Source organism: Mycobacterium sp. VKM Ac-1816D (assembly GCF_000416385.1).
Lineage (GTDB): Bacteria > Actinomycetota > Actinomycetes > Mycobacteriales > Mycobacteriaceae > Mycobacterium > Mycobacterium neoaurum_A.
Window position 1 is genome coordinate 50,446 of sequence record NZ_AOHQ01000142.1, and the last position, 25,510, is coordinate 75,955.

Annotated in this window: 25 protein-coding genes; 9 read left to right on the plus strand and 16 right to left on the minus strand. The window is 68.3% G+C overall.

Translation table 11 applies throughout. The features are described from left to right. Positions 1 to 14 precede the first annotated feature (14 nt). Genes G154_RS21230 through G154_RS21260 form a run of 7 tightly spaced genes read right to left on the minus strand, consistent with a single transcriptional unit; the run spans position 15 to position 5,618 of the window. The gene (locus G154_RS21230) at positions 15 to 848 is read right to left on the minus strand and encodes an SDR family oxidoreductase (RefSeq protein WP_023985037.1); all 834 of its coding nucleotides are present in this window, start codon (positions 846 to 848) and stop codon (positions 15 to 17) included. A 31-nt stretch (positions 849 to 879) separates the two neighbouring features. After that, positions 880 to 1,485 carry a hypothetical protein gene (locus G154_RS21235; RefSeq protein ID WP_031601231.1) on the minus strand — a complete coding sequence of 202 codons (606 nt, stop codon included), beginning with the start codon at positions 1,483 to 1,485 and terminating at the stop codon, positions 880 to 882. Then, positions 1,482 to 2,360: a hypothetical protein gene (locus tag G154_RS21240; protein WP_019514277.1), complete on the minus strand. Its 879-nt coding sequence runs from the start codon at positions 2,358 to 2,360 to the stop codon at positions 1,482 to 1,484. Before G154_RS21240 ends, G154_RS21235 begins: the two co-directional genes overlap by 4 nt. Continuing rightward, positions 2,357 to 3,292, minus strand: coding sequence for a hypothetical protein (locus G154_RS21245; RefSeq protein ID WP_019514276.1), 936 nt, complete (start codon positions 3,290 to 3,292; stop codon positions 2,357 to 2,359). Before G154_RS21245 ends, G154_RS21240 begins: the two co-directional genes overlap by 4 nt. Beyond that, the gene (locus tag G154_RS21250; protein WP_019514275.1) at positions 3,283 to 3,750 is read right to left on the minus strand and encodes a hypothetical protein; all 468 of its coding nucleotides are present in this window, start codon (positions 3,748 to 3,750) and stop codon (positions 3,283 to 3,285) included. Before G154_RS21250 ends, G154_RS21245 begins: the two co-directional genes overlap by 10 nt. Then, on the minus strand, positions 3,740 to 4,609 hold the full coding sequence (locus G154_RS21255) for a DUF58 domain-containing protein (RefSeq protein ID WP_019514274.1): 870 nt from the start codon (positions 4,607 to 4,609) through the stop codon (positions 3,740 to 3,742). Before G154_RS21255 ends, G154_RS21250 begins: the two co-directional genes overlap by 11 nt. 7 nt (positions 4,610 to 4,616) lie before the next feature. Next, on the minus strand, positions 4,617 to 5,618 hold the full coding sequence (locus G154_RS21260; protein ID WP_019514273.1) for a MoxR family ATPase: 1,002 nt from the start codon (positions 5,616 to 5,618) through the stop codon (positions 4,617 to 4,619). A gap of 150 nt (positions 5,619 to 5,768) precedes the next feature. Here G154_RS21260 and G154_RS21265 point away from each other — a divergent pair, with 150 nt between their 5' ends. From G154_RS21265 to G154_RS21290, 6 genes are all read left to right on the plus strand, one after another. Next, entirely contained in the window at positions 5,769 to 7,016 is a 1,248-nt protein-coding gene (locus G154_RS21265) for an MFS transporter (protein ID WP_031601232.1), read from the plus strand. Between the two features lie 150 nt (positions 7,017 to 7,166). Further along, positions 7,167 to 7,643 (plus strand): hypothetical protein, encoded by a 477-nt coding sequence (locus G154_RS21270; RefSeq protein WP_019514271.1) that lies wholly within the window; start codon positions 7,167 to 7,169, stop codon positions 7,641 to 7,643. Positions 7,644 to 7,725: 82 nt separating this feature from the next. After that, positions 7,726 to 8,436: a GAF and ANTAR domain-containing protein gene (locus tag G154_RS21275; protein WP_023985038.1), complete on the plus strand. Its 711-nt coding sequence runs from the start codon at positions 7,726 to 7,728 to the stop codon at positions 8,434 to 8,436. A gap of 83 nt (positions 8,437 to 8,519) precedes the next feature. Next, a complete protein-coding gene (locus G154_RS25650) occupies positions 8,520 to 9,506 on the plus strand; it encodes a helix-turn-helix domain-containing protein (RefSeq protein ID WP_019514269.1) in 987 nt (328 codons plus the stop codon). 130 nt (positions 9,507 to 9,636) lie between these two features. Next, on the plus strand, positions 9,637 to 9,990 hold the full coding sequence (locus tag G154_RS21285) for an STAS domain-containing protein (protein ID WP_045546550.1): 354 nt from the start codon (positions 9,637 to 9,639) through the stop codon (positions 9,988 to 9,990). Between the two features lie 65 nt (positions 9,991 to 10,055). Next, positions 10,056 to 12,815: a LuxR family transcriptional regulator gene (locus G154_RS21290; protein WP_019514267.1), complete on the plus strand. Its 2,760-nt coding sequence runs from the start codon at positions 10,056 to 10,058 to the stop codon at positions 12,813 to 12,815. Between the two features lie 6 nt (positions 12,816 to 12,821). On the opposite strand, the gene G154_RS21295 is transcribed toward G154_RS21290, so the two are convergent. From G154_RS21295 to G154_RS21320, 6 genes are all read right to left on the minus strand, one after another. Continuing rightward, positions 12,822 to 13,487, minus strand: a complete 666-nt coding sequence (locus tag G154_RS21295) for a nitroreductase (RefSeq protein WP_019514266.1) — start codon at positions 13,485 to 13,487, stop codon at positions 12,822 to 12,824. Further along, complete coding sequence (locus G154_RS21300) at positions 13,484 to 14,233, minus strand: SDR family oxidoreductase (RefSeq protein ID WP_019514265.1); 750 nt, start codon at positions 14,231 to 14,233, stop codon at positions 13,484 to 13,486. The genes G154_RS21295 and G154_RS21300 overlap by 4 nt, the downstream gene beginning before the upstream one ends. Before the next feature lie 107 nt (positions 14,234 to 14,340). Next, a complete protein-coding gene (locus G154_RS21305; protein ID WP_131701325.1) occupies positions 14,341 to 15,561 on the minus strand; it encodes a hypothetical protein in 1,221 nt (406 codons plus the stop codon). Positions 15,562 to 15,611: 50 nt separating this feature from the next. Then, the gene (locus G154_RS21310; RefSeq protein WP_019514263.1) at positions 15,612 to 17,201 is read right to left on the minus strand and encodes a serine/threonine-protein kinase; all 1,590 of its coding nucleotides are present in this window, start codon (positions 17,199 to 17,201) and stop codon (positions 15,612 to 15,614) included. A gap of 60 nt (positions 17,202 to 17,261) precedes the next feature. Beyond that, the gene (locus G154_RS21315) at positions 17,262 to 18,065 is read right to left on the minus strand and encodes a cutinase family protein (protein WP_019514262.1); all 804 of its coding nucleotides are present in this window, start codon (positions 18,063 to 18,065) and stop codon (positions 17,262 to 17,264) included. A gap of 57 nt (positions 18,066 to 18,122) precedes the next feature. Beyond that, entirely contained in the window at positions 18,123 to 19,061 is a 939-nt protein-coding gene (locus tag G154_RS21320; protein WP_019514261.1) for an AraC family transcriptional regulator, read from the minus strand. 81 nt (positions 19,062 to 19,142) lie between these two features. Here G154_RS21320 and G154_RS21325 point away from each other — a divergent pair, with 81 nt between their 5' ends. Beyond that, a complete protein-coding gene (locus tag G154_RS21325) occupies positions 19,143 to 19,976 on the plus strand; it encodes an NAD(P)H-binding protein (protein ID WP_019514260.1) in 834 nt (277 codons plus the stop codon). After that, entirely contained in the window at positions 19,973 to 20,392 is a 420-nt protein-coding gene (locus G154_RS21330) for a pyridoxamine 5'-phosphate oxidase family protein (protein ID WP_031601234.1), read from the plus strand. Before G154_RS21325 ends, G154_RS21330 begins: the two co-directional genes overlap by 4 nt. A gap of 18 nt (positions 20,393 to 20,410) precedes the next feature. Here G154_RS21330 and G154_RS21335 read toward each other — a convergent pair whose 3' ends face one another. The 3 genes from G154_RS21335 to G154_RS21345 all read right to left on the minus strand — a co-directional run bounded on the left by G154_RS21335 (position 20,411) and on the right by G154_RS21345 (position 23,788). Beyond that, positions 20,411 to 21,415: a glycoside hydrolase family 6 protein gene (locus G154_RS21335; protein WP_019514258.1), complete on the minus strand. Its 1,005-nt coding sequence runs from the start codon at positions 21,413 to 21,415 to the stop codon at positions 20,411 to 20,413. 220 nt (positions 21,416 to 21,635) lie between these two features. Next, entirely contained in the window at positions 21,636 to 23,231 is a 1,596-nt protein-coding gene (locus G154_RS21340) for a DUF222 domain-containing protein (protein WP_023985042.1), read from the minus strand. Between the two features lie 29 nt (positions 23,232 to 23,260). Further along, entirely contained in the window at positions 23,261 to 23,788 is a 528-nt protein-coding gene (locus G154_RS21345; RefSeq protein ID WP_019514257.1) for a sigma-70 family RNA polymerase sigma factor, read from the minus strand. Between the two features lie 582 nt (positions 23,789 to 24,370). On the opposite strand from G154_RS21345, the gene G154_RS21350 reads away from it, so the two are divergent. Continuing rightward, positions 24,371 to 25,483: a cellulase family glycosylhydrolase gene (locus G154_RS21350; RefSeq protein ID WP_023985044.1), complete on the plus strand. Its 1,113-nt coding sequence runs from the start codon at positions 24,371 to 24,373 to the stop codon at positions 25,481 to 25,483. Positions 25,484 to 25,510 lie beyond the last annotated feature (27 nt).

Here is a 25,510-nt window from a genome sequence, read left to right on the forward strand (position 1 = left end):
TGCTTTACACCTGGTCAGCCGTGGCGCACCCGGGCCCGCTCCCTGATGGAGGCGACAACCCCGCCGTCGTTGAGGATGTCGGTTCCGGTGAGATAGCCCGCGCGGTCACTGATGCAGAAGGCGAACAACTCGGCCATCTCCTCGGCTGTGCCCCACCGAGGCACCGCGGCGTCGGAGACCACCGCGTCGGCACCGCCGGCCTCCTCCAACCTGCCCATCTCGGTGTCGACTGCTCCCGGTGACACCGAGACAATGCGCAGCCCGCGGCCATTGAACCGTTCGGCCTGGGCACTGCTGTACCACTTCACGAAGTTCTTGCTGATGCCGTACGCGATAGCGGAGCGTTTCTCGTCCCCGGCAACCGCACAGGCGGGCAACACATCGGCCAAGAACGCACACTCATCCTGGAGCGCCTCTGGGAACCGATCGACGGGGATGAGGGACTCCGGCAGAAGGTGTGCGGCCATTGACGCGACGTTCACTATCGCGCCACCCGGTCCGACGGAGCCGAAGAACGCCTCGTTGATGTGTACCGTGCCGAACACGTTGGTGCGCATGATGTATTCGGCGTCTCCCATGGCGGGACTCACCCCTGCGGTGTGCACGACGGCCGTCACCGGGCCCAGTTCGGTCGCGGTGGCGTACAGCGCATCGACGGCCCGCCGGTCGGTGACATCGCAATGAACAGGCGTTGCCGCAACCCCGAATCCGGCCAGTGCCGTCACCGCGCCGTCGAGTCGGTCGGCACGTACATCGGCCAGGACCACCTGTTGATCACGCCCGACGATCCTCGCCGTGGCCACACCCATACCGCCGGCCCCGCCCGTGATCACCACTACCGTTTCCATCACTCGACGGTATCTGTTGTCTGCGCAGGGTCTACGGAGAAGCGTCCCGCAGGATGTCACCGAGGCGATCCAGCGGATCGCCCTGCTCGGGATTCAGGCGGCGTTCCTGGACACCGGGTGTCGCGCTCCCCGGGACTGTCGCTGCCGGCGGCGGCGGCGCGCCGGCGGGCGGGGGTGGCGGAGCGGCCGGAAGCGGCTGCGACAGCGCCGCGATCTTGGTGTCGAGCCTGGCCGCCGCCTGCGCGCGGATTTCCCGGCGGTCGGGATCGGCGTCGGTGTTGCCCGCGAAGCAGCCCGGCGGTGCCTGCTCGACAACCTCACGAGCACCGCGATAGTGCTCGCGTGCGTCATCGGCCTCGACGTCCGCGACCGCCCGGTCGCCCAGGGTCTCGCGCACCAGGACCAGATCGACCCGCAGCGGACAGGATCGACCGCCATCGACGCGACCGAGCGCCGCCGCGAGGTCCTCGTTCGCCTCGACGAGTCGGCCATCACGCGCCGCGCTGACACCATCGGAGAACCGCTGCGCCGCATCACCATCCGCCAGCCCGGTCCACGTCAACCGGCCGGCGATGAGCAGCAGGACCAGAACCACCGGGGCGGAGAGCACCAACATTCTCCTGCGCAGGGGGGTCACCGGCTCACCTCCACCCGGTCCAGCCGGGTGCGGCGCAGTTCCCGCAGCGCCTGGTAGAGCGCGCACAGTAGCAAGACCGCTGCCGCGCCGCTGAGCACCCAGTACAGCTGGAATCCCGATGCCCCCTGTCTGGCCGCCACCGGCTCACCTGCGGTGACATCGTCGGCGTCGAGCTGATCGTCCAGCGCACTGCCGGGGTCGCGCGGGAGGTAAGGCACCCCGAGTTGATCGGCGACGGTTTGTAGGGTCGATACACCGGCGTTCCCGTAGCCGAACACCGCGCCACCGTCAACCGAGTTCTCGGGCAGCGCGAATTCTCTTGGCGGAAGCTCAGATCCGGGTGCACCGGCGCCCAGGTAGAACACCAGATTGCGGGCCCTTGGGAACTGTTGCGTGGCCCCGATGAGCTGGTAGCGCAACACCGTCGCCGCGGCACCGGCATTGGCGGCATCGGCGGGTGCGGTCTCATCGGGGGCGATCGCGGCGGCCAGCGCGCGCAGGCTCCACGTATCGGCGGACAACGGCCAGTCCAACGATGGCCGGGCCGCGAAGCCGATGACGGCGAAGCGGGCGTCGGGATAGCGGTCGATCAGGGCCTCGATATCACTGCGTGCCTGCATGATCGATGACCCGACCATATCGGGCGATCGGTCGACGACCACGAAGATGTTCGGGTCGCGGTCGCCGGCGACCCGGGTCACCGCCTGCTCGGAGCCGATGACCGGGCGCACCAGGGCGCACAGCAACAGCAGCGCCGCCGTCACGAGCAGGCCAATCGCGGTGCGCCCGCGGAGCAGGCCAATCGCGGTCGCGGTGATCACCAGTGCGCCTGCCGCGATGAGCAGCCATATCGGCAGCGCGGGTTGCAGCGTCATCGGCGGATCACCACCGGCAGCAGCAGCACGGCGGCGATCGCGATAATTGCCGCCAGCACAGCGGGATCCGGGGTCTCCGACGCGTACGCGGCCGCGCCGTCGGCATCGGGCACCGGTGGCGGTGGGTTGCGGCGGATCTCGGCCAGCCGGGCCCCCACATCGCTGGTGGCCGGGTATGCGCGTCCCCCGGTGGCCTCGGCCAGCTCGGCAGGCAGTCCGGCACCTGTGCTGACGGCATTGACCTGCACCGCGCCGTCGCGAGCCAGTGCGCGCACGGCGGTGTCGCTGAACAGCGCCGGCGCGGGATCGTCGGGCATATCGGCGGGTCCGATATAAATCAGCGACCGACGCTGCGGTGCCGCGGACTCGAAGTCCGGGAACCCGGTCAGACAGAGCGCCAGGATATCCGGGACCGTCCGGGCATAGTCGATATAGGAGACTGCCGAAGTCAACTGCCCCGGATCGGCGAACCGCGCCGCCGCGTACTGATAGTCGCGGGTCAGCGGGATGACGCGTCGGTCGGCCGACGTCAGACCGATGCGCTCGCTGCCGAACCCCCGGACCGCCTCGGCGAAGTACCGCATGGTCGTCTGCACCGCCGCGTCGTCGTTCGCGGCACCGACGCACACCATGATGTCTTCAGGTTGAGCTGCCGCGGCCGCGCGTTGCGGGATCGGCAAACCGGTGGGTCGCGCGGCGGCCAGTGTTGCGGCCGAGAAGGCCGCCAGCAGCAGGATGATGCTCAGTGCGGCCGCGACGGCCTGTAGCCGGGCGGCGCGCGCGTACTCCGGAAGGGCCGTCAGTCGCCGGGTGTTGGCCAGCGCGTGCGGCGGTCGCTCGGAGGTCCGGGACGGCCAGAGCAGGGCGGCGACGATACAGCCCGCCAGACCCAGGCATGCGAACACCACGACGGCCCACCACGTCAGATCCATTCGCGCACCAGCCGTTCCGCGGCGTCGGCGGCGACCTCGACATCGGTGATCGTGTCGCGGTTGAACTGGACGTCATCGAGGGCGGTGAGCACGGGTGCCGCCGGGGCCAAGGCGCCCTCGGCGATCTCGGGAAGCTGGAGATACTCGACGCGCTGTCCGGTGCTCTCCCGCAGGAAGCGGCGCACGTGTCCGCTGAGGTCCGATGCGGCAGCCGGCGCACTCAGATCGGCGCTCCGGTAACGCTTCCTGGTATCGGCGATGGCTCGCAACGCCCGGCGGCGCGTCATCGACGTACGCGCCGCTCCCACCACGACGGGTTCGGCCCGCCCCGGAGCAGTCCACCACAGCACACCCAGGTACCAACCGGAGACCGCGGTGACGATGATCCCGACGCCCCATAGCCATCCCATGGGCGTCGGCGGCGCATCCATCAGGTACCTCAACAAATCATCCGGCACGGGCGTACACCCCCGTCATCGCCACCAGCGCCGGGGCGATGCCCGCGCTCGATGCGATCCGAGCGTGCGGCACCCGCAGCTCGGTCAAGAACTCCGAAAGATCCTGTCTCCGTTGTTCTTCTGCTCGTCGGTAGGCACGCACGACCCTCTCGCCGAGGATATCGAGGCCGAGCACCCGGCGACCGTCGGCGACGTCGTACCCGGCGCCGGGATCGCCGGGATCCACCGCGGGCCGGTCCCCGACCATCGCCCACAGCACATCGTGGCGCGCGCCGAGTGACCGCAGCGTATCCCGCAACCGGTCGCTGATATCCGGCTCGTCGGAGACGACGATGACCAGCAAGGGATGCCGTTGATGGCGGGCCACCCATTGCAACTGGACCACGATATCGCTGGCATCAGGTTGATCGCCGACATGCTGGTGATAGCGGTGCAGCATGCGTTCGATGTGGGTTTCGCCGCGCCGCAGGCGGATATCCACGCACCCCCGGCGATCGCCGGTGACCAGCCCGATCTCGTCCGAGCGCGGCAGGGTGATGAGTCCGATTGCACCGATGACATGTGCCGTCAGTTGCCATTTCGGCTCACCGGTCGGCGTCTCGGCACGGGCGTTACGGCCACCGTCGGCGACGACCAGGATCTTGTGGTGCTTCTCGGTGACGAACTGTTTGACCAGCGGGTGACCGGAACGCGCGGTGGCCTTCCAGTCGATGTCGCGGACGTCGTCGCCGGGGACGTAGGGCCGCAGCTCGTCGAATTCCATGCTCCTGGTGTGCACCAGGGCATACCTACCGCCGGCGAGCATGCCCGCCGCATCCCGGCCGATGTACGCCTTGGCCGCATCGAGGTGCTTACCCATCGCCGCCTCAGGGGACCGGGACGGCCCGCAACACCGCGTCCACCACGGCATCGGGGGTGACCCTTGCGCTGGCGGCCTCGAACCCCAGGACCATCCGATGCCGCAGGACTCGGTGTGCCAGCCGCGCGATATCGTCGGGCAGGACGTGATTTCTTCCACGCAGGACGGCCAAAGCCCTTGCGGTGCGGCAGAATGCGATGGTGGCACGCGGGCTCGCCCCGTACTCGATCAGCCGGGCGACGCTCGCGGGAAGCCGGCCGTCCGGATCGCGAGTCACGCCGACCAACCGGCCCGCGTACTCGACGAGCACACGGTCCATGTGCACGGCGCGCACGGCGGCCTGGGCGCGGCGGACGTCGTCGACGGTGACGACGGCGCGCGCGGGGTGATCGCGATCGTAGAGCCCGGCATCCATCCGCTCGATGATCTCGACCTCGTCCTCGACCGAGGGGTACTGCACCAGCTCCTTGAGCATGAAGCGGTCGGTTTGGGCCTCCGACAGCGGATAGGTGCCCTCCTGGTCCACCGGGTTCTGGGTGGCGATCACCACGAATGGGGACGGGATCGGATACTCGACGCCGGCGATCGTCGTCTGGCGTTCCTGCATCGCCTCCAACATGGCGCTCTGGGTCTTGGCGCTGGAACGGTTGATCTCGTCGAGCAGCACGATATTGGCGTGCACCGGCCCCAGTCGGGTGGTGAACGAGTTGCTGGCGGCCTCATAGATCTGGGTGCCGATGATGTCGCTGGGCAGCAGATCGGGGGTGCATTGGATGCGCCGGAAGCTGCCGTCGATGGATTCCGCGACCACTCGCGCGGCGGTGGTCTTCGCCAGCCCGGGGACGCTCTCGACCAGTAGGTGCCCACCGGCGAGCAGGGCGAGCAGCATGGACTCGCGCAACTGATGCTGGCCGACGACCTTGGTGGAGAATTCGGCTGCCACCGCGGCGGCGACGTCTCGGGCATCACCTATTGCCGCCTCGGAGGGCTGCAGATGCGAAGCGGTCATGGATCCTTCCGGAGGTTGCCTGGCCGGCCACGAATACCCACCCTGGGCGATCGCCAAGCCATGCCGGGCAATCCCGACCCGGTGCGCACGGGTCGACCAGGGCCGTCACACCGACTGTGTGAACTTAGCCATGTTTGCTAAACATGGTTGGTGCCACAGCTCACCGACCGCGATGCGCCGGCGCGTCCGCGCGGGCCGTTCGGGTTGCTGTTGGACCCGGTGTTCGGCACCTTGTTCTGGGGCCGGATGTTCTCCATCGTCGCGGTCTGGACGCACAGCATCATCGCCGCTGTCGTGGTGTACGAGGCCACCGGGTCTGCTCTGATGGTGGGCCTGGTCGGGGTCTTCCAGTTCGGGCCGCAGCTGCTGCTCAGCCCCGTCAGCGGCCGCTGGGCCGATTCCGGTGATCCCGGCAGGCAGATCCTGCTCGGCCGGGTGCTCTGCATGGCCGGATCGGGTTCGATTGCAGGCTGGATGTTCCTGCAACCCGCGCAGCAGGGCACACCCGCCGCGGTGGCGGTCCTGCTCGGATCGCTCATCGTCGGCATCGGCTTCGTGGTGGGCGGCCCTGCGATGCAGTCGATCGTGCCGGACCTGATCCGACCGGGTGAGTTGTCGACTGCGATGGCGCTCAACAGCATTCCCATGACCATCGGTCGCATCGCCGGTCCCGCGGCCGGGGCGTACCTGGCCGCCCACTTCGGCGCGGCCACCGGATTCGCGGTGAGTGCCTGCCTTCATCTTGTCTTCGCGTTGTTCATCGTCGCGGTGCGGTTGCCCGCGCCTCCGGAACGGGCCGCCGACGCCGACCGTCGGGTGCGGGCCGCGCTGCGGCACGTCTGGCGTGACCGCCCACTGCTGATGGCCCTCCTCGCCGTCACGACCGTCGGCGTCGCTGCCGACCCGTCGATCACGCTGGCACCCGCGCTGGCCGATGCGCTCGGCGGCGGCACCCAACTCGTCGGAATGCTGTCCGCCATCTTCGGGGTCGGTGCAGCGGCGGGGATGGGCGTACTCGCGATCATCGGCGGCCGGCTCGCGTCCGCGCGGGTGTCCTTCCTCGGCTTGATCGGGCTGGGACTGGGGTGTGCGGTATTGGCGGGCAGCGTCGTGCCCGCCGTCGCGATGGGCGGCTTCGCGTTGGCCGGGCTGGGCTTCGGCTGGGCCTTGACCGGTTTGACCACGGTGGTGCAGGAGCGCGCACCGCAGGACCTGCGCGGCCGGATCATGGCGCTGTGGATGGTCGGCTTCCTGGGTTCCCGTCCGATCGCGGCCGCGGTGCTGGGCGGTACGGCGGATGCGGTCAGCGTGCAGGCGGCCTTCGCGGTGGCCGCGGCGCTCACCCTGACGGTGGCGGCACTGTGCCGACCCACCACCCTTGCCGGGCCGCTGCCCTGATGCTCGCCTGATCTGCCGTCTCGACAGCGGAATTTTTCGGCAACCGGATTGTTATCAAGGTTTGGCCCGTTTGTCACACGGGTAACTTTGGTAACAGGCGCAGCAAAGCGTCACACCGGTAACTACGAAAGAGCCGAATGGATCACCGCCATGAACACAGTCCTCTTCCTCAGCGCCAGTGGCGCCACTTATGAGACCCGCGCATACACCACCGCCGATATCACCGATCTCATCAACGCCCAGGGCTTACAGGCGCTGACCAGCGCCGATCATCAATTCGACTTTTGGTTCAGCCCCTCGGCCGGCGGCTGTCAACGCCGCGTCAACCGCACCGCCACCGAACTTCTGATGGCGACGACCTCGCTCGGCGCCGGCAATGTACCCCTGCTCCGCGGCGCCGTGGTGATCGCCAGCCACGATGCCGACGGCGATCTGGACGGCCTGAGCTGGGAGCAGCTCGACCAATTGGTGGACCGCCACCGGTCACTGTCCGCGGGCAAGCTTCGCGCGCTCTGCCGGCGAATGAACCGCGACGAACGCCAGCGGCGCCGCGTGCTCGCCGCTCGCACCGCGACGCGCTCGGCCAAGACCGCGCAGGCGGCACCGAGAACACCCGTCGCGCACTGAACAGCGCCCGCCGGACGCCGTCAGGCCCGGTGTTTCGGATACCCATGAGCCAGCCGGGCGGATCCGCGCTATTTTGTGGCTCATGCTCAATGCCGAACGTGATGCGGTCGCGCTCCGCTTCGCAGAGTTGCTCCGCGATCTGGAGCGCACTCAGCCCAACGACACCGAGACCGCGCTGCGGGAGCTGACCGTCAACGCGGCGGCCGCGCTGCCGGGCGCCGTATCGGCGAGCATCACGGTCGCGACCCGCGAGGGTGAGGTCAAGTCGGTGGCCGCCACCGATTCGGTGGCCGACAAGATCGACGACATCCAGCGGCGCACCAAGCAGGGGCCGTGCCTGGAAGCCGCCTGGGAACAGCACACCATGCGGATCCGGGATGTCGAGACCGAACAGCGTTGGCCGCTGTTCTGCCAGGAGACGCGGCAGAACACCAGCATCCGTTCCTCGCTGGCATTCCAGCTGTTCCGGAACCGCGAGGCGATGGGAGCCCTCAACTTCTACGGGGAACGCGTCGATGCCTTCGACGACGACGCCGTCGAGCTCGGGTTGATCCTCGCCACGCATACCGCGGTGGCCTGGAATCTGCTGGTGCGCGATGAACAGTTCCGCAGCGCGCTTGCCTCACGTGATCTGATCGGGCAGGCCAAGGGCATCCTGATGGAACGGTTCGGGGTGGACGCGGCAGGGGCGTTCGGGCTCCTGCGCAGGCTCTCCCAGGAGAGCAACACTCCCCTGGTCGATCTCGCCGAACAGGTCATCGATTCCCGAACCGGGGAGGACCGACCCGTTTGAATTTCCCGACGTGGGTAAACTGAACCCCATAGACCGTGGGTTCAGGTACGACGCCCATCCGGAGCCATTTTTGTGGAGCCCAGATGACGTCCGACCCCATTGCTGCTGCCCTGCCCGAGCGCGCAGGCATCGACTCCAGCGACCCCGAGCTGATCCAGAAGTACCTGGACCAGTGCTATTCGACCGGATTCGCCATCACCAGACTCGACGGTGCCGACCGCGGTCCGTGCTCGTGCACGCACTCAAGGGTTGATGTCGATGCCTTCGCGATCGAGGAGATCCGACATACCGGTGCGGCCCAACTGCGGGCCGATCACGTACCGGTAGTGGTGGCACTGAACGTCCTGGCCGGACGCGTCGAGGTACAGCACGGCGGATTCACCGCGGTCGCCGAGCGCGGGTCGTGGATTCTGGCTTCGAGCGGTCTCGGCGCCGTCCGGATCACCCTCGAAGACGCCCAGCTGCGTGCGGTGGTGGTGTCCAAGGCACTGCTCGCCGAGGTCGCAGCGATCGACACCGAGTCCCCGTCGGTACCGCGCTTCACCGCGCTGATACCGGAGGATGCGCACACCACGCATGCACTCGAGGCCACCGAACGGTTCCTGGACAGCTTGCTGTCACCCGATAACACCACCGACGACCCGATCGTGCTGCGATCCGCGGGCCGGATGCTGGCCAGTGCGATGCTCAGCACCTTCCCCAACGACCTGCCCACGGGCTCCGCGGATGCCGAAACCGCCGCCGACCAGCCCGCGCTGCTGCGCCAGGCGGTCAACTTCATCCAGGACAACGCCGCGCGCGATATCAGCGTCCGAGACATCGCAGCGGCCCTGTACCTGTCGCCCCGCACCGTCCAATACCTGTTCCGGCGGCACCTCAACACCACGCCGACGGCGTATCTGCGGACCATCCGGCTGGCGCAGGCGCGCAAGGAACTCATCGCCGGCGACCGATCGGTGACCACCGTCGCGGCGACGGCGGCGCGGTGGGGATTCGCCCACACGGGCCGGTTCGCCGTGCTGTATCGGCGAACCTACGGCGAGAGCCCGCACGAGACGCTGCGGCGGTGAGCCGTGATGCACTTCGCCACGCGGCCGATGATCGTCGCAAACTGGATCCACCGTCCCGGTAGCCTGAAAGCCGGTTGAGCAGCAGCCGTACCGGTCGCCTCAGCGACACCCCGCTTCCAGTGAGGGCGTCATGACAGACACACTCCCCAGCGACACCCCGGTGCCCGTCGGCACGTCCCGGCGCGCCCTTCGGATGACCACGCAGTGGCAGGATTTCGACCTGGCTGTGGTGACGGTGACCGGCGAACTCGACGCGACCAACACCGATGTACTGCTCGACTACGCGCTGAGCAAGGTCGTGCTGTGCCAGCGGATGGTGCTGGACCTCACCGATATCGACTTCTTCGGCTGTGCCGGCTACTCGATGTTGAAGACGCTGGAATACCGGTGCATCCTGGCCGATGTGGTGCTGACGCTGCTGCCCGGCCCGCCGGTACGGCGCGTCCTCACAGTGTGCGAGTACGCGGCCCGGCACGGTCTCTGACGCGTTCGCCACCGAGCCGTTGCCGTATCGACCCGCCGGGGGCGGCCATGCAAAGATCGGCTTCGATGTCCGCGTTGGTCGGCAGGAATGCCGAATGCCAGGTGCTCGACGCGCTGGTGCGCACCGTCCGGGACGGCGGCAGCGATGTCCGGGTGCTGCTCGGACAGGCCGGCGTCGGCAAGACGACCCTGCTCGGTCATCTGCGCGCATCCGCCGCCGACCTGCACATCCTCGATGCCACCGGCATCGAGTCCGAGATGGAATTGCCGTACGCGGGTCTGCATCAGGTGTGCGCACCCATCCTGCACCTGCGCGCCGCGCTGCCCGCACCGCAGCGCGCGGCGTTGGAGAGCGCGTTCGGCCTGAGCGATATCGCACCGGCCCCGGATCGCTTCCTGGTCGGCCTCGCCGTCATCGGGTTGCTGGTCGCCGCCGCGGCGCAGTGTCCAGTGCTGCTGATCGTCGATGATCTGCAGTGGTTGGACACGGTGTCGGCGCAGACACTGTTCTTCGTGGCACGCCGGCTGCCCGACGTCCGGGTCGGCCTTATCCTGGCCTTGCGCACACCGATCGACGGTATCGCCGGGCTGCCCGCGATGGCCGTACCGGGGCTGACCGACGACAGCGCACGTGAGCTGTTGGAGTCGGCATTTCCCGGCCGACTCGACCCGGCGGTTCGTGACCGTATCGTCGCCGAGGCACGCGGTAATCCCCTTGCCCTGCTTGCCATTTCACAGGGACTCAATGCCGTCGACCTGGCCGGCGGCTTCCAGCGGCCCGACCGGCGCCCGGTGGTCACCGAGATCGAGGATCACTATCTGGCGACGCTGCGGTCACTGCCCCCGGATGCTCGCGGCGTGGTGCTGCTGGCCGCCTCCGAACCCGTCGGTGACCCGTCGCTGCTGCGTCGTGCGATGGAGGTGCAGCGGTTGCCCGCGTCGGCCGAGACGGCCGCCCGTGACGCCGGCCTGATCGCCGTAGACACCCGCGTGCAGTTCCCACACCCGTTGGCGCGCAGCGTCGCCTACCGCTCGGCAGGCACCGACGAACGACGGGCCGCCCATCGCGCGTTGGCCGCAGGCACCGATCCGAACGTCGACCCCGACCGTCGCGCCTGGCACCGAGCGCTGGCGGCCGACGGTGTCGATGCCGACGTGGCCGACGAACTGGAGGCCTCGGCCCGGCGGGCCCGCCAACGCGGCGGAACGGCCGCCGCGGCCGCGTTTCTCACCAGAGCCGTCGAGCTGACCCCCGACCCGGCGATCCGGGGCGCCCGCGCCCTGGCGGCAGCCGAGGCGCATCGCGAGGTCGCCTCGTTCGAGGCCGCTCGGCAGTTGCTGGCGACGGCGCAGCTGTGCCCGCTGTCGGGCCTGCAGCGGACACAGTGGGCGCAGCTGCGGACCCGCCTGATGTTCGTCTCGGCACGCACCAGCGGTGACGCCCAGGCGCTGCTGTCCACGGTCGACCAGTTCCGCACGGTCGCAGAACAATTGCAGGTGCTGGACCCCCCGACGGCCGGTGCGGCCTATCTGGAGGCGATGACGGCGGCGGTGTACGTCGGCCGCCACGGCGGGGCCAAGGCCACCGAGATCGGTGCGGCCGCCCGCACCGCTTTCGCCGGCACCGAAGGCGGCCGCCCGCTCGATCAGGTCGCCAGGGCGCTGGCCGACCGGCTGGCGTTGGGCGCCGAGGCCGCCATGCCCGCGGTGCGCGCGGCGCTGGAGGCGCTGAAGGCGGCCGGCCGAGACCAGGTCGCCGGCGTCGGCAACGACTGGTTCTGGCTCGGATTCCCGGCCGTGCACGAATCCCTGATCCACGAGGCATGGGATGACGAGGGCTGGCGGGACATCTCCGCATACGCCATCGCGCTGGCCACCGATCGCGGCGCACTCACCCTGTTGCCCGCATCCCTGTTGGCCCGCGCCGGATCCGAGATGGAAGCCGGTGAACTCGATTCGGCGCGCGATCTGGTCGGCAAGGCACACGAGATCTCGGTCGCGACCGGATACACGCCGCCGCGGTATCACCGCCTCGTTCTCGCGGCCTGGACCGGCGATGATGCCGAGGCCTCTCGGCTGATCGACTCCGCGCTCAAGGACAGCACCGCCCGCGGCGAGGGCCGCATCACCGGGTTGGCCTACTACGGCGCCGCCGTGCTGAACAACGGCAGGGGCCGCTACCGGGAGGCGTTGGAGGCGGGCCTGCACGCATTCGCCTACGAGGACCTGGGTTTCCACAACGAGATGCTGTTGGAGCTCATCGAGGCGGCCGTCCGTTGTGATCAGCCCGAGCGGGCCGCCGAGGCCATGGAGCAGCTGCAGGCACGCACACTGGCCGCCTCGACCCCGCGCGCGTTGGGGTCACTGGCGCGGTCGCGGGCAATGCTCGCCGACGGGCCGGCCGCCGGGGAGCTCTACCTGGAGGCTCTCGACCAATTCGGCAAGACCAGACAGGCCGCCCAGCTGGCCAGGACGCACCTGTTGTACGGAGAATGGTTGCGTCGCAATCGTTCCACAAAGCAGGCCCGTGAACATCTGCGCATCGCGCATGAGTCCCTGCACCGCTTCGGTGCGACCGGATTCGCCGAACGCGCGCGGCGCGAACTCCAGGCCACCGGCGCCAAGACCCGCAAGCAGCCGACCGCCGCCGGTGACGCACTCACCTCCCAGGAGCAACAGATCGCCCAGCTGGCCGGCCGCGGGCTGACGAACCAGGAGATCGCCGGCGAGCTGTTCATCAGCGCCCACACGGTGGAGTATCACCTGCGAAAGGTCTTCGCCAAGTTGAACATCCGCTCGCGCCGTGAGCTCAGGGCACACATCTGAGGCGGCTCATGCGCCGTGTCGGTCACCCAGCATCACGATGTTGTCGGCGAGGTCGTTTCGGGGGATGGTCAGGTTGTTGGCCGGGAAGGCCGGGTCCGCGTAGCCGATACTCAGCCCGCACAGGATCGTCAATTCGTCGGGGATGCCGAGCTGTTGCCTGACGAGGTCGGGATACAACGCGGTGGACACCTGGACGCAGCTGTCGATACCTCGGTCGGTCAGCGCCAGCAGCAGGGTCTGGACGAACATGCCGACACCGAGCGCATCGGGAAGCCCGAGATCGCGGTGCATACACACCATGCCCGCCACCGGCGCGCCGAAGAAGTCGAAATTGCGCAGCTGCGCCGCCCAGCGGGCCTCGGCATCATCGCGCGCCACCCCCATCGAGCCGTAGACCAGCGCTCCGAGCTCGCGTCGGAGCGCGGCGAACGAGTCGGGTAGGCCGAGGTTCGCCGGCGGATTCGTTCGCGCCTCGGCCGACAGGGCGGCGCCGAGGGTGTCCCTGGCCGATCCGGTGGTCAGGTAGAGCCGCCAGGGTTGCACGTTGGAGTTGGACGGGGCCCGCATGGCCAGCTCCAGCGACTCGGTCAGCAGCTCCATCGGAACGGGTTTGTCGCGCAGGAACATCCGGGTGGAGCGGCGGCGCTGTACGACGTCGGTCAGGGTGCTCATCGGGCACCGAGCCAATCGACGAGCCGGGTCATTGCCAGCTCGGCGCCGGGCCCGGTCACCAGGCTCGTCTCGGTGACCGGGGTTCCGAAATAGGTGGCATCCGGGTCGGTCACGATGCGCAGCCGGTCCACATCCGGCAGCACCAGGGCGGCGAGTTCGGCGAACGACATGGTGTCGGGTCCGCCCAGGTTGTGCACCCCATCGATCGGAGCCTCGCCGGCCACCCGCGCCAGCACCGCACTCACCTCGGCCGCGGCGATGGGCTGGATCAGTGCATCCGGCGCGTGGACCACGCCGTCGGCGATCAGCGAGCCGGCGATCATCTCGGTGAACTCGTGGAACTGGGTGGCCCGCACGATGGTGTAGGGAACACCCGACTGCGCGATGGTGTTCTCCTGCACCACTTTGCCCCGCAGGTATCCGCCGCCGCGCAGACCGTCGACACCGACGATCGACAGCAGGACGTAGTGCCGCACACCGGCTTTCTTCGCGGCGCCGCTGATGTTGGCAGCGGCGGCGGTGAAGAATGCCAGCGCGGCATCATCGTCCATGGTCGGCGAGTTCAGCACGTCGACGACGATGTCGGCACCCGACAGCGCCTCGGCAAGGCCCGTGCCGAGGGCCGCGTCCACTCCGGATCGCCGGGATGCCGCCCTCACCCGGTGTCCCGCAGCGGTGAGCATGTCGACCAGCGGTGCACCGATCTGCCCGGTGGCGCCGATGACGGTGATGTTCTCGGTGGTCATGGTCGTTGTCTCCTCACGGTGCGTGAACTGCTCCAGAAGAGAGTCGCACCGGGAGGGGGCAGCCGAATCACGGAAAGCCCGTAGTCCCGCAGGTGAGCGGTGGCCGGTCAACCGGCCGTCAGCAGGATGTACTGGGCCGCCGTGCGCTGGTGCACATCGGGCAGGGCGTCGCCGTTCACCTCGACCGCGTACTCGCCGGCCAGGGCGACACAGTAGAAGGACTTACCGCGGGTGGCACAGTGGCTCTCCGGCAAGTTCGGCACGGCATCCACGGCCGCGCCCTGGTTCAGGATTTCCTTGCTGAAGGCGTTGACGATCATCAACGCCGAACCCGGGTTGCGCGCCTGATACACACTTGCCGCAGCCATCGCGACCGTGGTGACGCCGGTGTCGGAGAACAACGTCTTCGATTCCAATGGGTTGGTCTGGAAGTGCATGGCGCCGCGCTCGTCGTACACGGCGTTCTTCGTCGAACTCGGATTGGATTCCGCCGGAATGGTTTTGGCAAGGAGGCCGGTCGGGTCCAGCTCCACCTCGCCGAGCGCGTTGGGATCTGCGGGAGAAAACTTGTCGACCCGGGGCGCCTGCAGATCGACGACCTTCTGCACCAGTGTCGCCGCCATGTCCAGCCCATCCACGGACTGGGCGAGTTGCATGAACACAAAGGGGCCGTGCGGGGTGAAGGAACGGATGACCGCCCACGGCTTGTCCGATCCGGTCGGGGTGAACGGGTAGGTGAATGCCAGGGTTTCGGGGTGCCCGGGAATCGTCGCCGGTACGGGAGTGGCGCCGCGCACCGCCTGCTCGGCCGTCGCGCTGTTCATATCTGTCGCGGCCGCCTGGGCGGCGGCCGGGTCCGGGAACCGCATGACCGCATTGATCAGGATGTGCTTGTCGGGCGCCTCCCGCGCGGACGCGAAACCGTTGACGAAACCATGGCTCTGCGCCCGCTGCGCCACACTGTCGGGTGAGAACTGGGACAGCGTGGTGGGAGTGTCCAGCAGGTAGAAGGTGCTCAGGTACGGGGAGATGAGCTCGCGGTGGGCCTCCCACGGGCCGACGACGTGATCGGCCAGCCGCTGGGCATCGACCACCGCCCCGGTCTTCGGGTCACCGGCCCGGCCCAGCGGAGGACGAGGCACCGTCGGATAACGGCCCGCGTCCAGTTGCGCCGGACTCACGATCGGGGGCAGCGAGGTCTGCGGAGCCGATGCGGCCGGGCCGACCGGGTCGCCCGGGGCCGGGGACTCCGGAGACGCACAACCGGTCAGCATGGCCATGACGGCAGCGGTGCCGACGGCCGCGGGGAACACACCCATCCTCTTCACGCCCCGACCCTAACCCTGGGCACCGGCTCGCGTGCCCGGCTACCGGCGAATCATTGCGCCGCACCGTACTCCAGCGCGCGTTCCGAAGAATCCACCCGCCCGTTGCTGGAGATGGTCAGCAGGTCGGGCATGACGGCGTAACGTGCGCCGTCGGCGGGATTGACGGCGACGAATCCGGGACCGGATCGCTGCGCGTTGCGTATCTCCAGATTGGCGCCGTCACGCAATCGCTCACCGCGGTAATAGAAGTCGCCGGATGCGGTCTGACAGATGATCGCCAGCGACTGGGCGGTCCTGATCAGCGCGACCGGTGAGCTGGAGCTGTCGCAGCGGGCCGAATGCCCGACGAAACCTTGGGAGTCCGTGCCGGATATCCCGTCGACGGCGGCCGTCGACGGTCCCGCCTGCGACGGCCCGGTCGGCTCCGATGACTGTGCCGGGGCGGCCAGTGGCGATCTCGATGACGGCGCGTCACCACCGCCTAGTACCAGTGCCGACGCCAAAGCCGCTGCGATGGCGAACAATCCGATGGTTGCCAGCGCCACCGTCCACCGCGCGGACACCCGACGTCTGGCGCGCGGCGGCAACGGGGTCACCACCGAGGGATGCGGTCTCGGGTGCACGGCAGAGTACCGCTGGGTTCCCGCCGGCGAGCCGACAAGATTGGGCACCGCCGGCGAGCCGGCAAGATTGGGCGCCGCCGGCGAGCCGGCAAGATTGGGCGCCGCCGGCGAGCCGGCAAGATTGGGTACCGCCGGCGAGCCGGCAAGATTGGGTACCGCAGGCGGGGCGAGCGGCCGCGCGTTGTCGACGGCCTGCACGGCCGCCCTGGCCAACTCACCCGCGGTCGGATACCGCAGGCCCGGGTCCTTGGCCATCCCTCGGGCGATCACATCGTCGAACGTTCGGCTGACCCCACGGCGCATGATGCTCGGCCGCGGCGGTGCGGAGAACATGTGTGCCGCCCACACCTGGCGGACGTCCTCGCCGGCATACGGTTCCAGACCCGTCAGGGCCTCGTACAGCACGCAGGCGAGCGAGTAGACATCGGCCGCCGGGGCGCCGCGGTCGCCGCTGAAACGCTCCGGCGCCAGGTAGGCACTGGAACCGACCACAAGACCCGTCGAGGTCACCGCGGGTTCTCCCCCGCCGTGCGCGATGCCGAAGTCGACCAGGTATGCGAAATCGTCGGCGGTCAACAGGATGTTCTCGGGTTTGACGTCGCGGTGCACCAGGTTGGTGGCGTGTGCGGCATCCAGTGCCGTGGCCACCTGGGCGATGATCGACACGGCGCGGCGCGGCGCGAGTGCACCCTGGTCGCGCAGGACGTCCTTGAGGCTGGGCCCCTCCACCAGGCGCATGTCGATGTACAGCACACCATCGATCTCACCGAAGTCATGCACGGGGATGATGTGCGGCGCGTGCAACCGTGCGGCCAGCCGGGATTCGCGACGGAACCGGTCCCGGAAGCTGGGGTCGGTCGCCAGGTCGGACCGCAGCAGCTTGATCGCCACCACGCGGTCGCGGACGGTGTCGTACGCGCGATACACCTCGCCCATGCCGCCCACGCCGAGCACGGATTGCAGCTCGTAGGGGCCGAACCGGGCGCCCAGCCTGGAGCCGCCCTTCACGGAGCCCACATCTGGTCCTTTTCGTTTCGGAGGTCGCCGACGGGTTTCCCGCCGCGCAGCGATCCCTAACTACAGCGACGGTGCGGAGGCGCTCACAGAGTTCATCACCAGCTGATACAGCGGCAGACCCCACGCGTGCGGACCGCTGGTCGACGGTTCGTACGCCGTGTGGATGGCGATCGACGAGGCGGGGATCTCCTCGAGCTCGGGGTTGTAATCGCATACCGGGTCGCCGACATCACAGACGCTCACGGTGCGGGCACCCATCCGCGGGTCCAGCGGCGAGGTATCGGTGGAGGCCAGGAACGAATGCTCCTGCGCGACGCCCTTGCCGGGGCCGGGCAGCGCGGCCGCCGACCCGAGGTTGATGGTGGTGTCGGCGGGCAACCTGTCGCCGTCGGCGACCAGCAGCGCCGCGACCACCTGCGGGTTGTCGGCAAGATCGTGCAGGTTGCGGTGGACCACCATGGCGCCCTGGGAGTAGCCCGCCAACACCACCTTCGACTGCGGGCACCGGGCGGTGTAGGCCTCGAGCTGATCTGCGGTCGCGTCGGTGCCGTCCTCGACACTGTCCATGAAGTTCATCCAGCCACCGAGCCCGCCGGCGAGCGGTACGGGTGCGGCCGGGTACTGCACCGCCTCGGCGGTCATGGTGCGCCCGCCGGCGGCCAGCGCATTGCTCAGCTGCTGGTAGGAGGCGTAGACCACGTCGCCCATACCGGCGTTGGACACCAGCTGTGCGCCGTCGCGCTGACCCGAACCGGCGGCGCCGATCCAGTGCACGTCGGCGCAGGCCGGCTCGGCATCGGCGGTGGGCGCTGCGGCCAGCGCCGTCGCGGCCATCAGCGCGGCCGCCCCAAGTCGGAGGATCACATGGGTTCTATCGCCGCAGGCGCCGGCCGGCGTTACCGATACCGCACGAGACCCTGCTCACGCCGGTTGGTGCACCATCGCCCGGCGGAACTCGGTGGGGCTGACACCCCGGACCCTCTTGAACGCCGAACTGAACCCGAACGGATCGGAGTAGCCGACCGTGCGCGCGATCTCTGCCACGGTGGCTCGGTTCTCGATCAGCAGGTCGGCGGCCAGGGTCATCCGCCATGTCGTGACGTAGCTCGACGGCGGTTCGCCGACCAGGTCGGTGAATCGCTTGGCCAGCGTCGAACGGGCCACCCCACAACGTCCGGCCAGGGCGGCCACCGTCCACGGTGCTGCCGGATCGTCGTGGATCAGCCGCAGGGCATCACCGACCACCGGGTCACGCTGCGCCGCCCACCAGGCCGGCGGCTGCCCGCCGGGACGGTCGAACCAGGTCCGCAGGGTGCACACCAGCATCCAGTCCAGCAGCCGGTCCAGCACCACCTGCTGGCCGGGGGCGTCGATGGCGACTTCGGCGGCCAGGTGCTCGAGCACCGCGTCGCCCTCACCTCCGCCCGGCACCCGCAGGACGTCGGGCAGTTCGTCGAGAAGCCGTCGGCTGATCTCACCGCGCACCGGGTACGCACCGATGATCGCGGTGGTGGCGTCGGCGCCGCGGTCGCCGAAATCACTCCAGCCCAATCGATATCGGGTTCCGCCGCATTCGGGCACGGCGCATTCGGTGCCGCATTCGACGGGGTCCGCGCCGCTGTCGAGATCGTCGACAAAGGTGAAGGTCTGCGGGCCACGGACGATGACGGTGTCACCGGCCCGCAGTGGTTCCGTCACCCCGCCGGGGGTGACGATCCAGCCGCCTCCGGTCAGCACCGTGCACAGGGTCAGCGGTGCACCGTCGACGAAATGCAGATTCCATGGTGGCTGCAGGGTGGACCCGCCGAAGAGTGAGCCGTTGGCGCGCACCCCGCGGAACAGGTCTCCGAAGACGTCCATGCCGACAGCATAGAGGTTTGGACATGAAATCCGGCTATTCAACCATGGAATCGTCCACGACTGCGCGGTTGACTGTCACTCATGAGCAACGACACCATCCTCGTACTCGGAGCCACCGGCAAGACCGGGCGCCGCCTGCTGCCGCGGTTGCGACTGCTGGGCGTGCCGGTCCGCGCCGCATCGCGATCCAGCGGCACCCGCTTCGACTGGTCGGCCCCGGATACCTGGGACGACGCATTGACCGGCGTGGGCGCGGTCTATCTCGTCGCGCCGCCATGGCCCGGACCGACGGCCGACTTCCTCACCCGGGCGGAGGCGGCCGGGGTGCGCCGGGTGACGGTACTGTCCGGTCGCGGCGCCGACCGGTGGGGCGAGTCCGCCTTCGGACTGGATATGCGGTCCGCCGAGGCCGCCGCGCGGAATTCAACGCTGGAATGGACCATCTTGCGGCCCAACAACTTCGCGCAGAATTTCGACGAGGACCTGTTCCGGGCACCACTGCAGGCGGGCGAGCTGTTGTTGCCCGCCGGTGATGTGCCCGAACCGTTCATCGACGTCGATGATGTCGCCGACGTCGCGGCGCGGGTATTGACCGAACCGGGGCATGCCGGCAAGGTCTACGAGCTGAGCGGTCCGGAACCGGTGACCTTCGCCGCGGCCACCGAATTGATCTCGCGGGCAACGGGTCTGCCGATCGCGTACAAGCAGGTGACCGCCGACGAGTACATCGCCGCCCTCGTCGAGTCCGGCGCCGACGAACAGGACGCCGAGCACGTGGCGGCCATGTTCACCCTGATGGCCGACGGCGGAATCGCCGGCACCACTGGCGACGTCGCCACGGTTCTCGGGCGAGAACCACGCAGTTTCACCGAGTACGTGACCCGTGCGGCCGCGGCGGGAGCGTGGGACCGGTGAGCGCCATCACCGAAGGAGATATCGCCCTGCTGCGTCGGCCGCTGTACGGATTCCTCACTGTTGCAGGCGGTCCCGATCCTGCACAGCCACGACCGGTCTGGTACGAGTACGCCGACGACGGCACGATCGGGCTGTTCACCGAGGCCCGCTCGGTCAAGGTGCGCCGGTTGCGGCGGGACGCCCGTGCCTCGCTCGTGGTCACCGCGCCGGTCGGCGAACGGGAGCACTGGGTGTCGGTCGCAGGCCGCGTGGACATCCACACCGATGGGGCGTCCGACCTGGCGGCGCGGCTGGCGGCCCGCTACTGGGATCTGCAGGATCCGATCCGCACACAGGAACTGGCGGCGATGCAGTCGGTCGAGCTGTTGCGGCTGGTCATCCACCCGGACGCGATCACCCGGTACGCGATGGGCTAGCGGGCGACCGTCACGACGCTACTTTCCGGCGTTGCGGGCCAGGTCGATGGCGTACTGGTTGACGAAGGTTCCCGCGCTGGGCTCACCGCGATCACACGAACCGTCGGATTCCCCGACCCGTTTGACCCACAGGTAGGCGTCGATCTTCGGATTGGCCGTTGCGGTGGTCGGCGGCACGCCCAACGCGCGCCCCGGCGGGTTGCACCAGCTCAACGGGCTGTCCGGCGCCGGTCCGTTCCCGTTGCGGGAAGTGTCGATGACGTAGTGGGCGCCGTTGGTCATCCCGGAGATGGCCTCGCCATACCCGATCTGTTCCTCGGTGGTGAAGTAGTTCGTGGTGTTCAGGCTGAACCCACGCGCACGCTCGATGCCGACCTGGTTGAGCCGGTTGGCCATCTCGCCGGCGTCGACCCACCGGGAGTGTCCGGCATCGACGTAGACCGCGGCCGCGGGATCGCGGGTCAGGGTGTCCACCGCGTACCGGATGAGGTCGAAACGCTCCTGACGCTGGTCGCCGGACAGGCAGTCCGCCATCGCCAGCGCGTCCGGCTCCAGGATGATGGCTGCCGGCGCCCCGCCGAGCCCGGCCGAGATGGCGTCGATCCACTGGCGGTAGCTGTCCCCGGAGCCGAAGCCGCCGGCGGCGAAGCTGTAGCAGTCACGGTGCGGCAGCGCGTAGATCGCGAGCACCGGTGTCGCTCCGGCGCCTTGCGCGGCACCCACGAGCTTGCTGACCGTTCCCGACACCGTCGATGCGGGGAAGGCCTGGTCCAGCCAGTAGGCCTGCGGGGTGTTGGCCACATAGTCGAGCTGCGGGTTACCCGGCGACGCCTGTGCGGCCCGCATCGCCTTGGAGATGGGATCGACATAGAACGGCCTACCGGCCAACGGGTTCGCCTCGCTGGCCAACCGCACCTGCGGCGTGGGGACAACCGGGAGGCCGAGACCGGCGACGGCCGCTATGGCGGCGATGGCGAAGAAGGGGGCAAGCCACCGCGCGACGGTGCCAGCAGCAGAGGACATCACATCGACAAAAGTTAGTGCGGCTCGGTGTTGAAGGCCAATCGCTCACGCCCTGGTCACGGGCCATTTCGCGCCAGGGCAAACTTGTGGTTGCCAGCCCCGCGTGACACCACGTGCCACTCCCGGGCCGCACTGCGCCCACCAGCAACACATCAACGTCAATTTGCGGGTAGTCACAGCAGCACCACGGGTTGCGGCGGGAGCCCGCCGCGCGGCGTGGTCACGGCCCGCGGAGCCCGGTGCTGCCGTGCTCGTGGTCGGTGGTGGCCCAGTGCCAGAAGTCGGCGTCTTCGGTGATTCTGCGGAACTGCACGAGGACCTGCTCATCGGACAGCTCGTCATCGTCCGGGTAGGCATCGATGACGGCCAGGTCGTCGCGCTCGACGCTGCCGGACTCGTCTGCGTTGTCGGTCTGGAAGTCGCGCGAGTCGCACCGTGCGAGTTGCGCGCCCCGGATGAGCAGTTCGGGTCGATGGACGTAGTTGATGCGAGATTGGCCGTGATCCAACGCCGCCGGGGGATGCCATTCGCATTCGTTGCGACCGTTGAACATGGTGGTGTACCCGCCCGGGCGCACCATGCGGTTGTCACACCCGCATGCCAGGGTCAGATCATCGACGTTCGTATAGCCACCCTCGGCGAAATCACGGTCTCCATGGTGGACCTGGCAGCGGTACGCCCCGGCCGTGCAGCACGGTTTGGTGCAGCCGCCGTCGCGAGCGATCAGCATGATCCGCTGGGCCGGGCTGGCGGTGCGCCGGGCTCGGAAATAGTTCAACGCGGCACCGGTGGCCCCATCGAAGATCGCCAGGTAATGGTTCGCGTGCCCGCCCATGCGAATGACGTCGCGGATCGGGAGTGTCGTCCCACCCCCGGATACACCGACCCCGGCGCGGGATTCCAAGTCCTGCAACGTGGTGCGGATGATGACCGACACGGGCAGTCCGTTGAGTTGGCCCAGATCGGTCATCAACGCGATCCGTCCGATCGCGATCATCGCGTCATGGGTGCGTTGGGCGACGGTGCGGTGATCATTGTCGATCTGAGCCTGGGTGGGCGTACCGCTGGTACACGGCTGTTCATCGTCGGGGTTACACATGCCCGGGGCGGCGAAGCGCGCCAGCAGCGGTTCCCACACCGCAGCTGCTTCCGGGGTCAGTGATCCGGTGATCACGGCCATGCCGTCGCGACGTTGCGCCCCGATCGCGACACCTCGGCTGCGTTGGCGTTCGGCGTCATCGGGAAGGGGCCCGTCCTGATCGAGCAGGAACAGTTTCAGGGCGGCGGCGTCCTTGAGTTCCTTGGGACCTACCCCGACCGCCAATGTCACCAGGTCGGCTTCGAACATCTCTCGCTCGGCGAGACCGACGAACCCGGGCAGGTCGGCCATGGCGTCGCGCAGCACCCTGACATGCTCGGCAGTGATCAACCCGCCGGCTTGTGCAGCCGCCACCACGGGAAGGAGCGGGGGCAGGGGCTCACCGGTCAACGCGCGGCGGGGCCCCAACGCCGCAGCCTCGTGCAGACGCCGGCCCGCTTCGGCGGGCGACAGACGCCACCGGATCCGCAGTACGGCGTTCCAGGATTTGGCGCCCATCTCCCGTGCGCTCGTCTCCTGCTGCAGTTGGTTCAGCAGCCGATGCCCTTGGGCAGGTAGTCGGCAGGTCAGCGTTTCGTACTCGTCGATCAGCGTGACCAACTCATCACGTGACAACGCACCGAGGTCGCAATCGGCGAACGCATCCATGGCGGCCCGCAGACCCGCCATCGCCGCCATCACCCCCGCCACCGCCGTTGTCATGATTCGAACATACATTCGACCACCGACAAGTGGCGAGAGGGCGCTCAGGCGGCCACCGCCGCCGGCACGGCCAGTGCTGCGCGCAACAGGGTACGTCCGCGATGCAGCCGGGAGAGCACCGTTCCCATCGGAGTGTGCATCATCTCGGCGATCTCGCGACAGGAGTAGCCGTCGATGGCCGCATAGCAGAGCACGTCGCGAAACTGCTCGGGCAACCCGGCCAGTGCGGAAGCCACCGCGTCGTCGGGCATGACCTCCAGCACCTCGGCCTCCGCCGATTTCGCCCCGCGCGCCGCGCTCACCGCGGTGACGTCATCGCACAGAAACTCCGGGCGCCGCATGCTCTTGCGGTAGTTGCCGATATGGGTGTTGGTCATGATCCGAAACAACCACGCCCGCAGATTCGTGCCACGCTCGAACGCCTCGAAACCGGCGAACGCCTTCAACAACGTCTCTTGCAGCAGCTCCTCGGCATCGGCGCGGTTGCGCGTCAGGCGGAACGCGCCGCGGCGCAACACATCCAGATGCTCGCGCACATCATGGTCGAAAGCGTCGGCGAGGGCGGCATCCATGGTGGGCTCCTTGGCGGTCGAAGCTGGTGATGTGTCCCATCTTGTCGCGCAGCCGCATTCCACGTCTGCACCGCTGACGCCAAAGGCCGACCACGGCCACCGGTAGTCCTCGATACCCGCTAGCGGTACCGTTCGACCGCACCGACCGGTCACTCCCGGCGGTGAACGGTCTCGGTAAACCAACAGCGCGGTCACGGTTACATGACGTTATCCGCAATGTCGACAACGTAATTCGCCACATCCGAGGTGCCTTTCGGGCACGCCGGGGACGCTGCCCGAGTTTACCCCCGAAGTCGCGGGCACATTTTGACATATCGGACAATTCGACGCCCACGAAGGTAGTTGCGATCGAAACTAGCTGGAACGAGCCCCGACAGGGCCTCCGACCACGCCTTCTCCCGCCGACGGTCGTGCGCCCGAGTGATCACGTGCGGTTTTGCTGGTTGCCCTCGGGGCTCGGGGCATGGTGACGATCGGTGGCCTAACACCCGGTCGGCAATCCGTACTGCGGGAATACTGTTGCGCCGCTTACATTGATCGCCGTCACAGCTTGTTCCGCTCCGGACTGCCAGAGAGGCCGTCATGCTGTCTCCATCATTCCGCGCCGCACGGCGAGCACGAATCGTCGCGCTCGTCGCGGCCGTGCTGTGTGCAACCTCGGTTCAGATACCCATCTCACATGCCACGGCACCGCCACGGGTCGACGTCTCGGCACGCGCGCTCGGTATCGCGGAATCGAATCTCTACTTCATGTCTCCAGACGAATTAACTACCGCAATAACGGCTTTCGAAGTCATGGGAGTCACCCAGATCCGGATCTTCCTGCCATGGCGAGCCATGGAGCCGTCACGGGGCACCTACAACTGGACCATATCCGACCGAATACTCGACGCTGCGGCCGACAAGGGAATCGCGGTGGTCGGCGCGGTGACGAGTACCCCGATCTGGGCCGCCGACAACGGATTCTGGCTGCCGAATGCCGCCCCGCGTGATCCCAGCGATTACGCGTCCTTCATGACGCAGGTGGCCATGCGATATGGCGCGGGCAGCAGTAGGCCGCGCATCGCGGCCTACGAGATCTGGAACGAGCCGAACGCGAACATCGGATGGTCACCCGAACCCGATGTCGTCGGTTACACGACTCTGCTCAAAGCGGCGTATTCCGCGATCAAAACCGTCGAGCCCGGCGCACTGATCATCGGCGGTGTCCTCGGTGCGGGGCTCAGCTTCGGGACCTGGACCATCAATCCGGTCGACTACCTCGCCCAGATGTATGCCAATGGCGCACGCGGCTACTTCGACGCGTTGTCCTTCCACCCGTACAACTTCTCCAGCAGCTTCTCCGCCGGAATGCCGTACGCGAACACCCCGTATCGGCAATACCTGTCGATGCGGCAGTTGATGGACCAAGCCGGCGACACCGACAAGCTGATCTGGACCACCGAATACGGTGTGCCGACCTCTGCCGTGGACGCGACGACGCAAGCGGCCTGGATCATCGACTTCGCCGACACCTGGTCCCAACTGCCCGGCGTCGGACCGATGTTCATCTATTCACTGTCCGACCGTCCGAACGAGACGCCGTGGGGAATCTACGACACGAACTGGGTGGCCAAGCCCGCAGTGTCGGCGATCCATGACTGGATCGCCGAGCACTCCGGCGCATCGGTGCTCCGGCAGCTCAGTGGGGGCTGATTCGAGTCGGACACCCACCGCATGGCT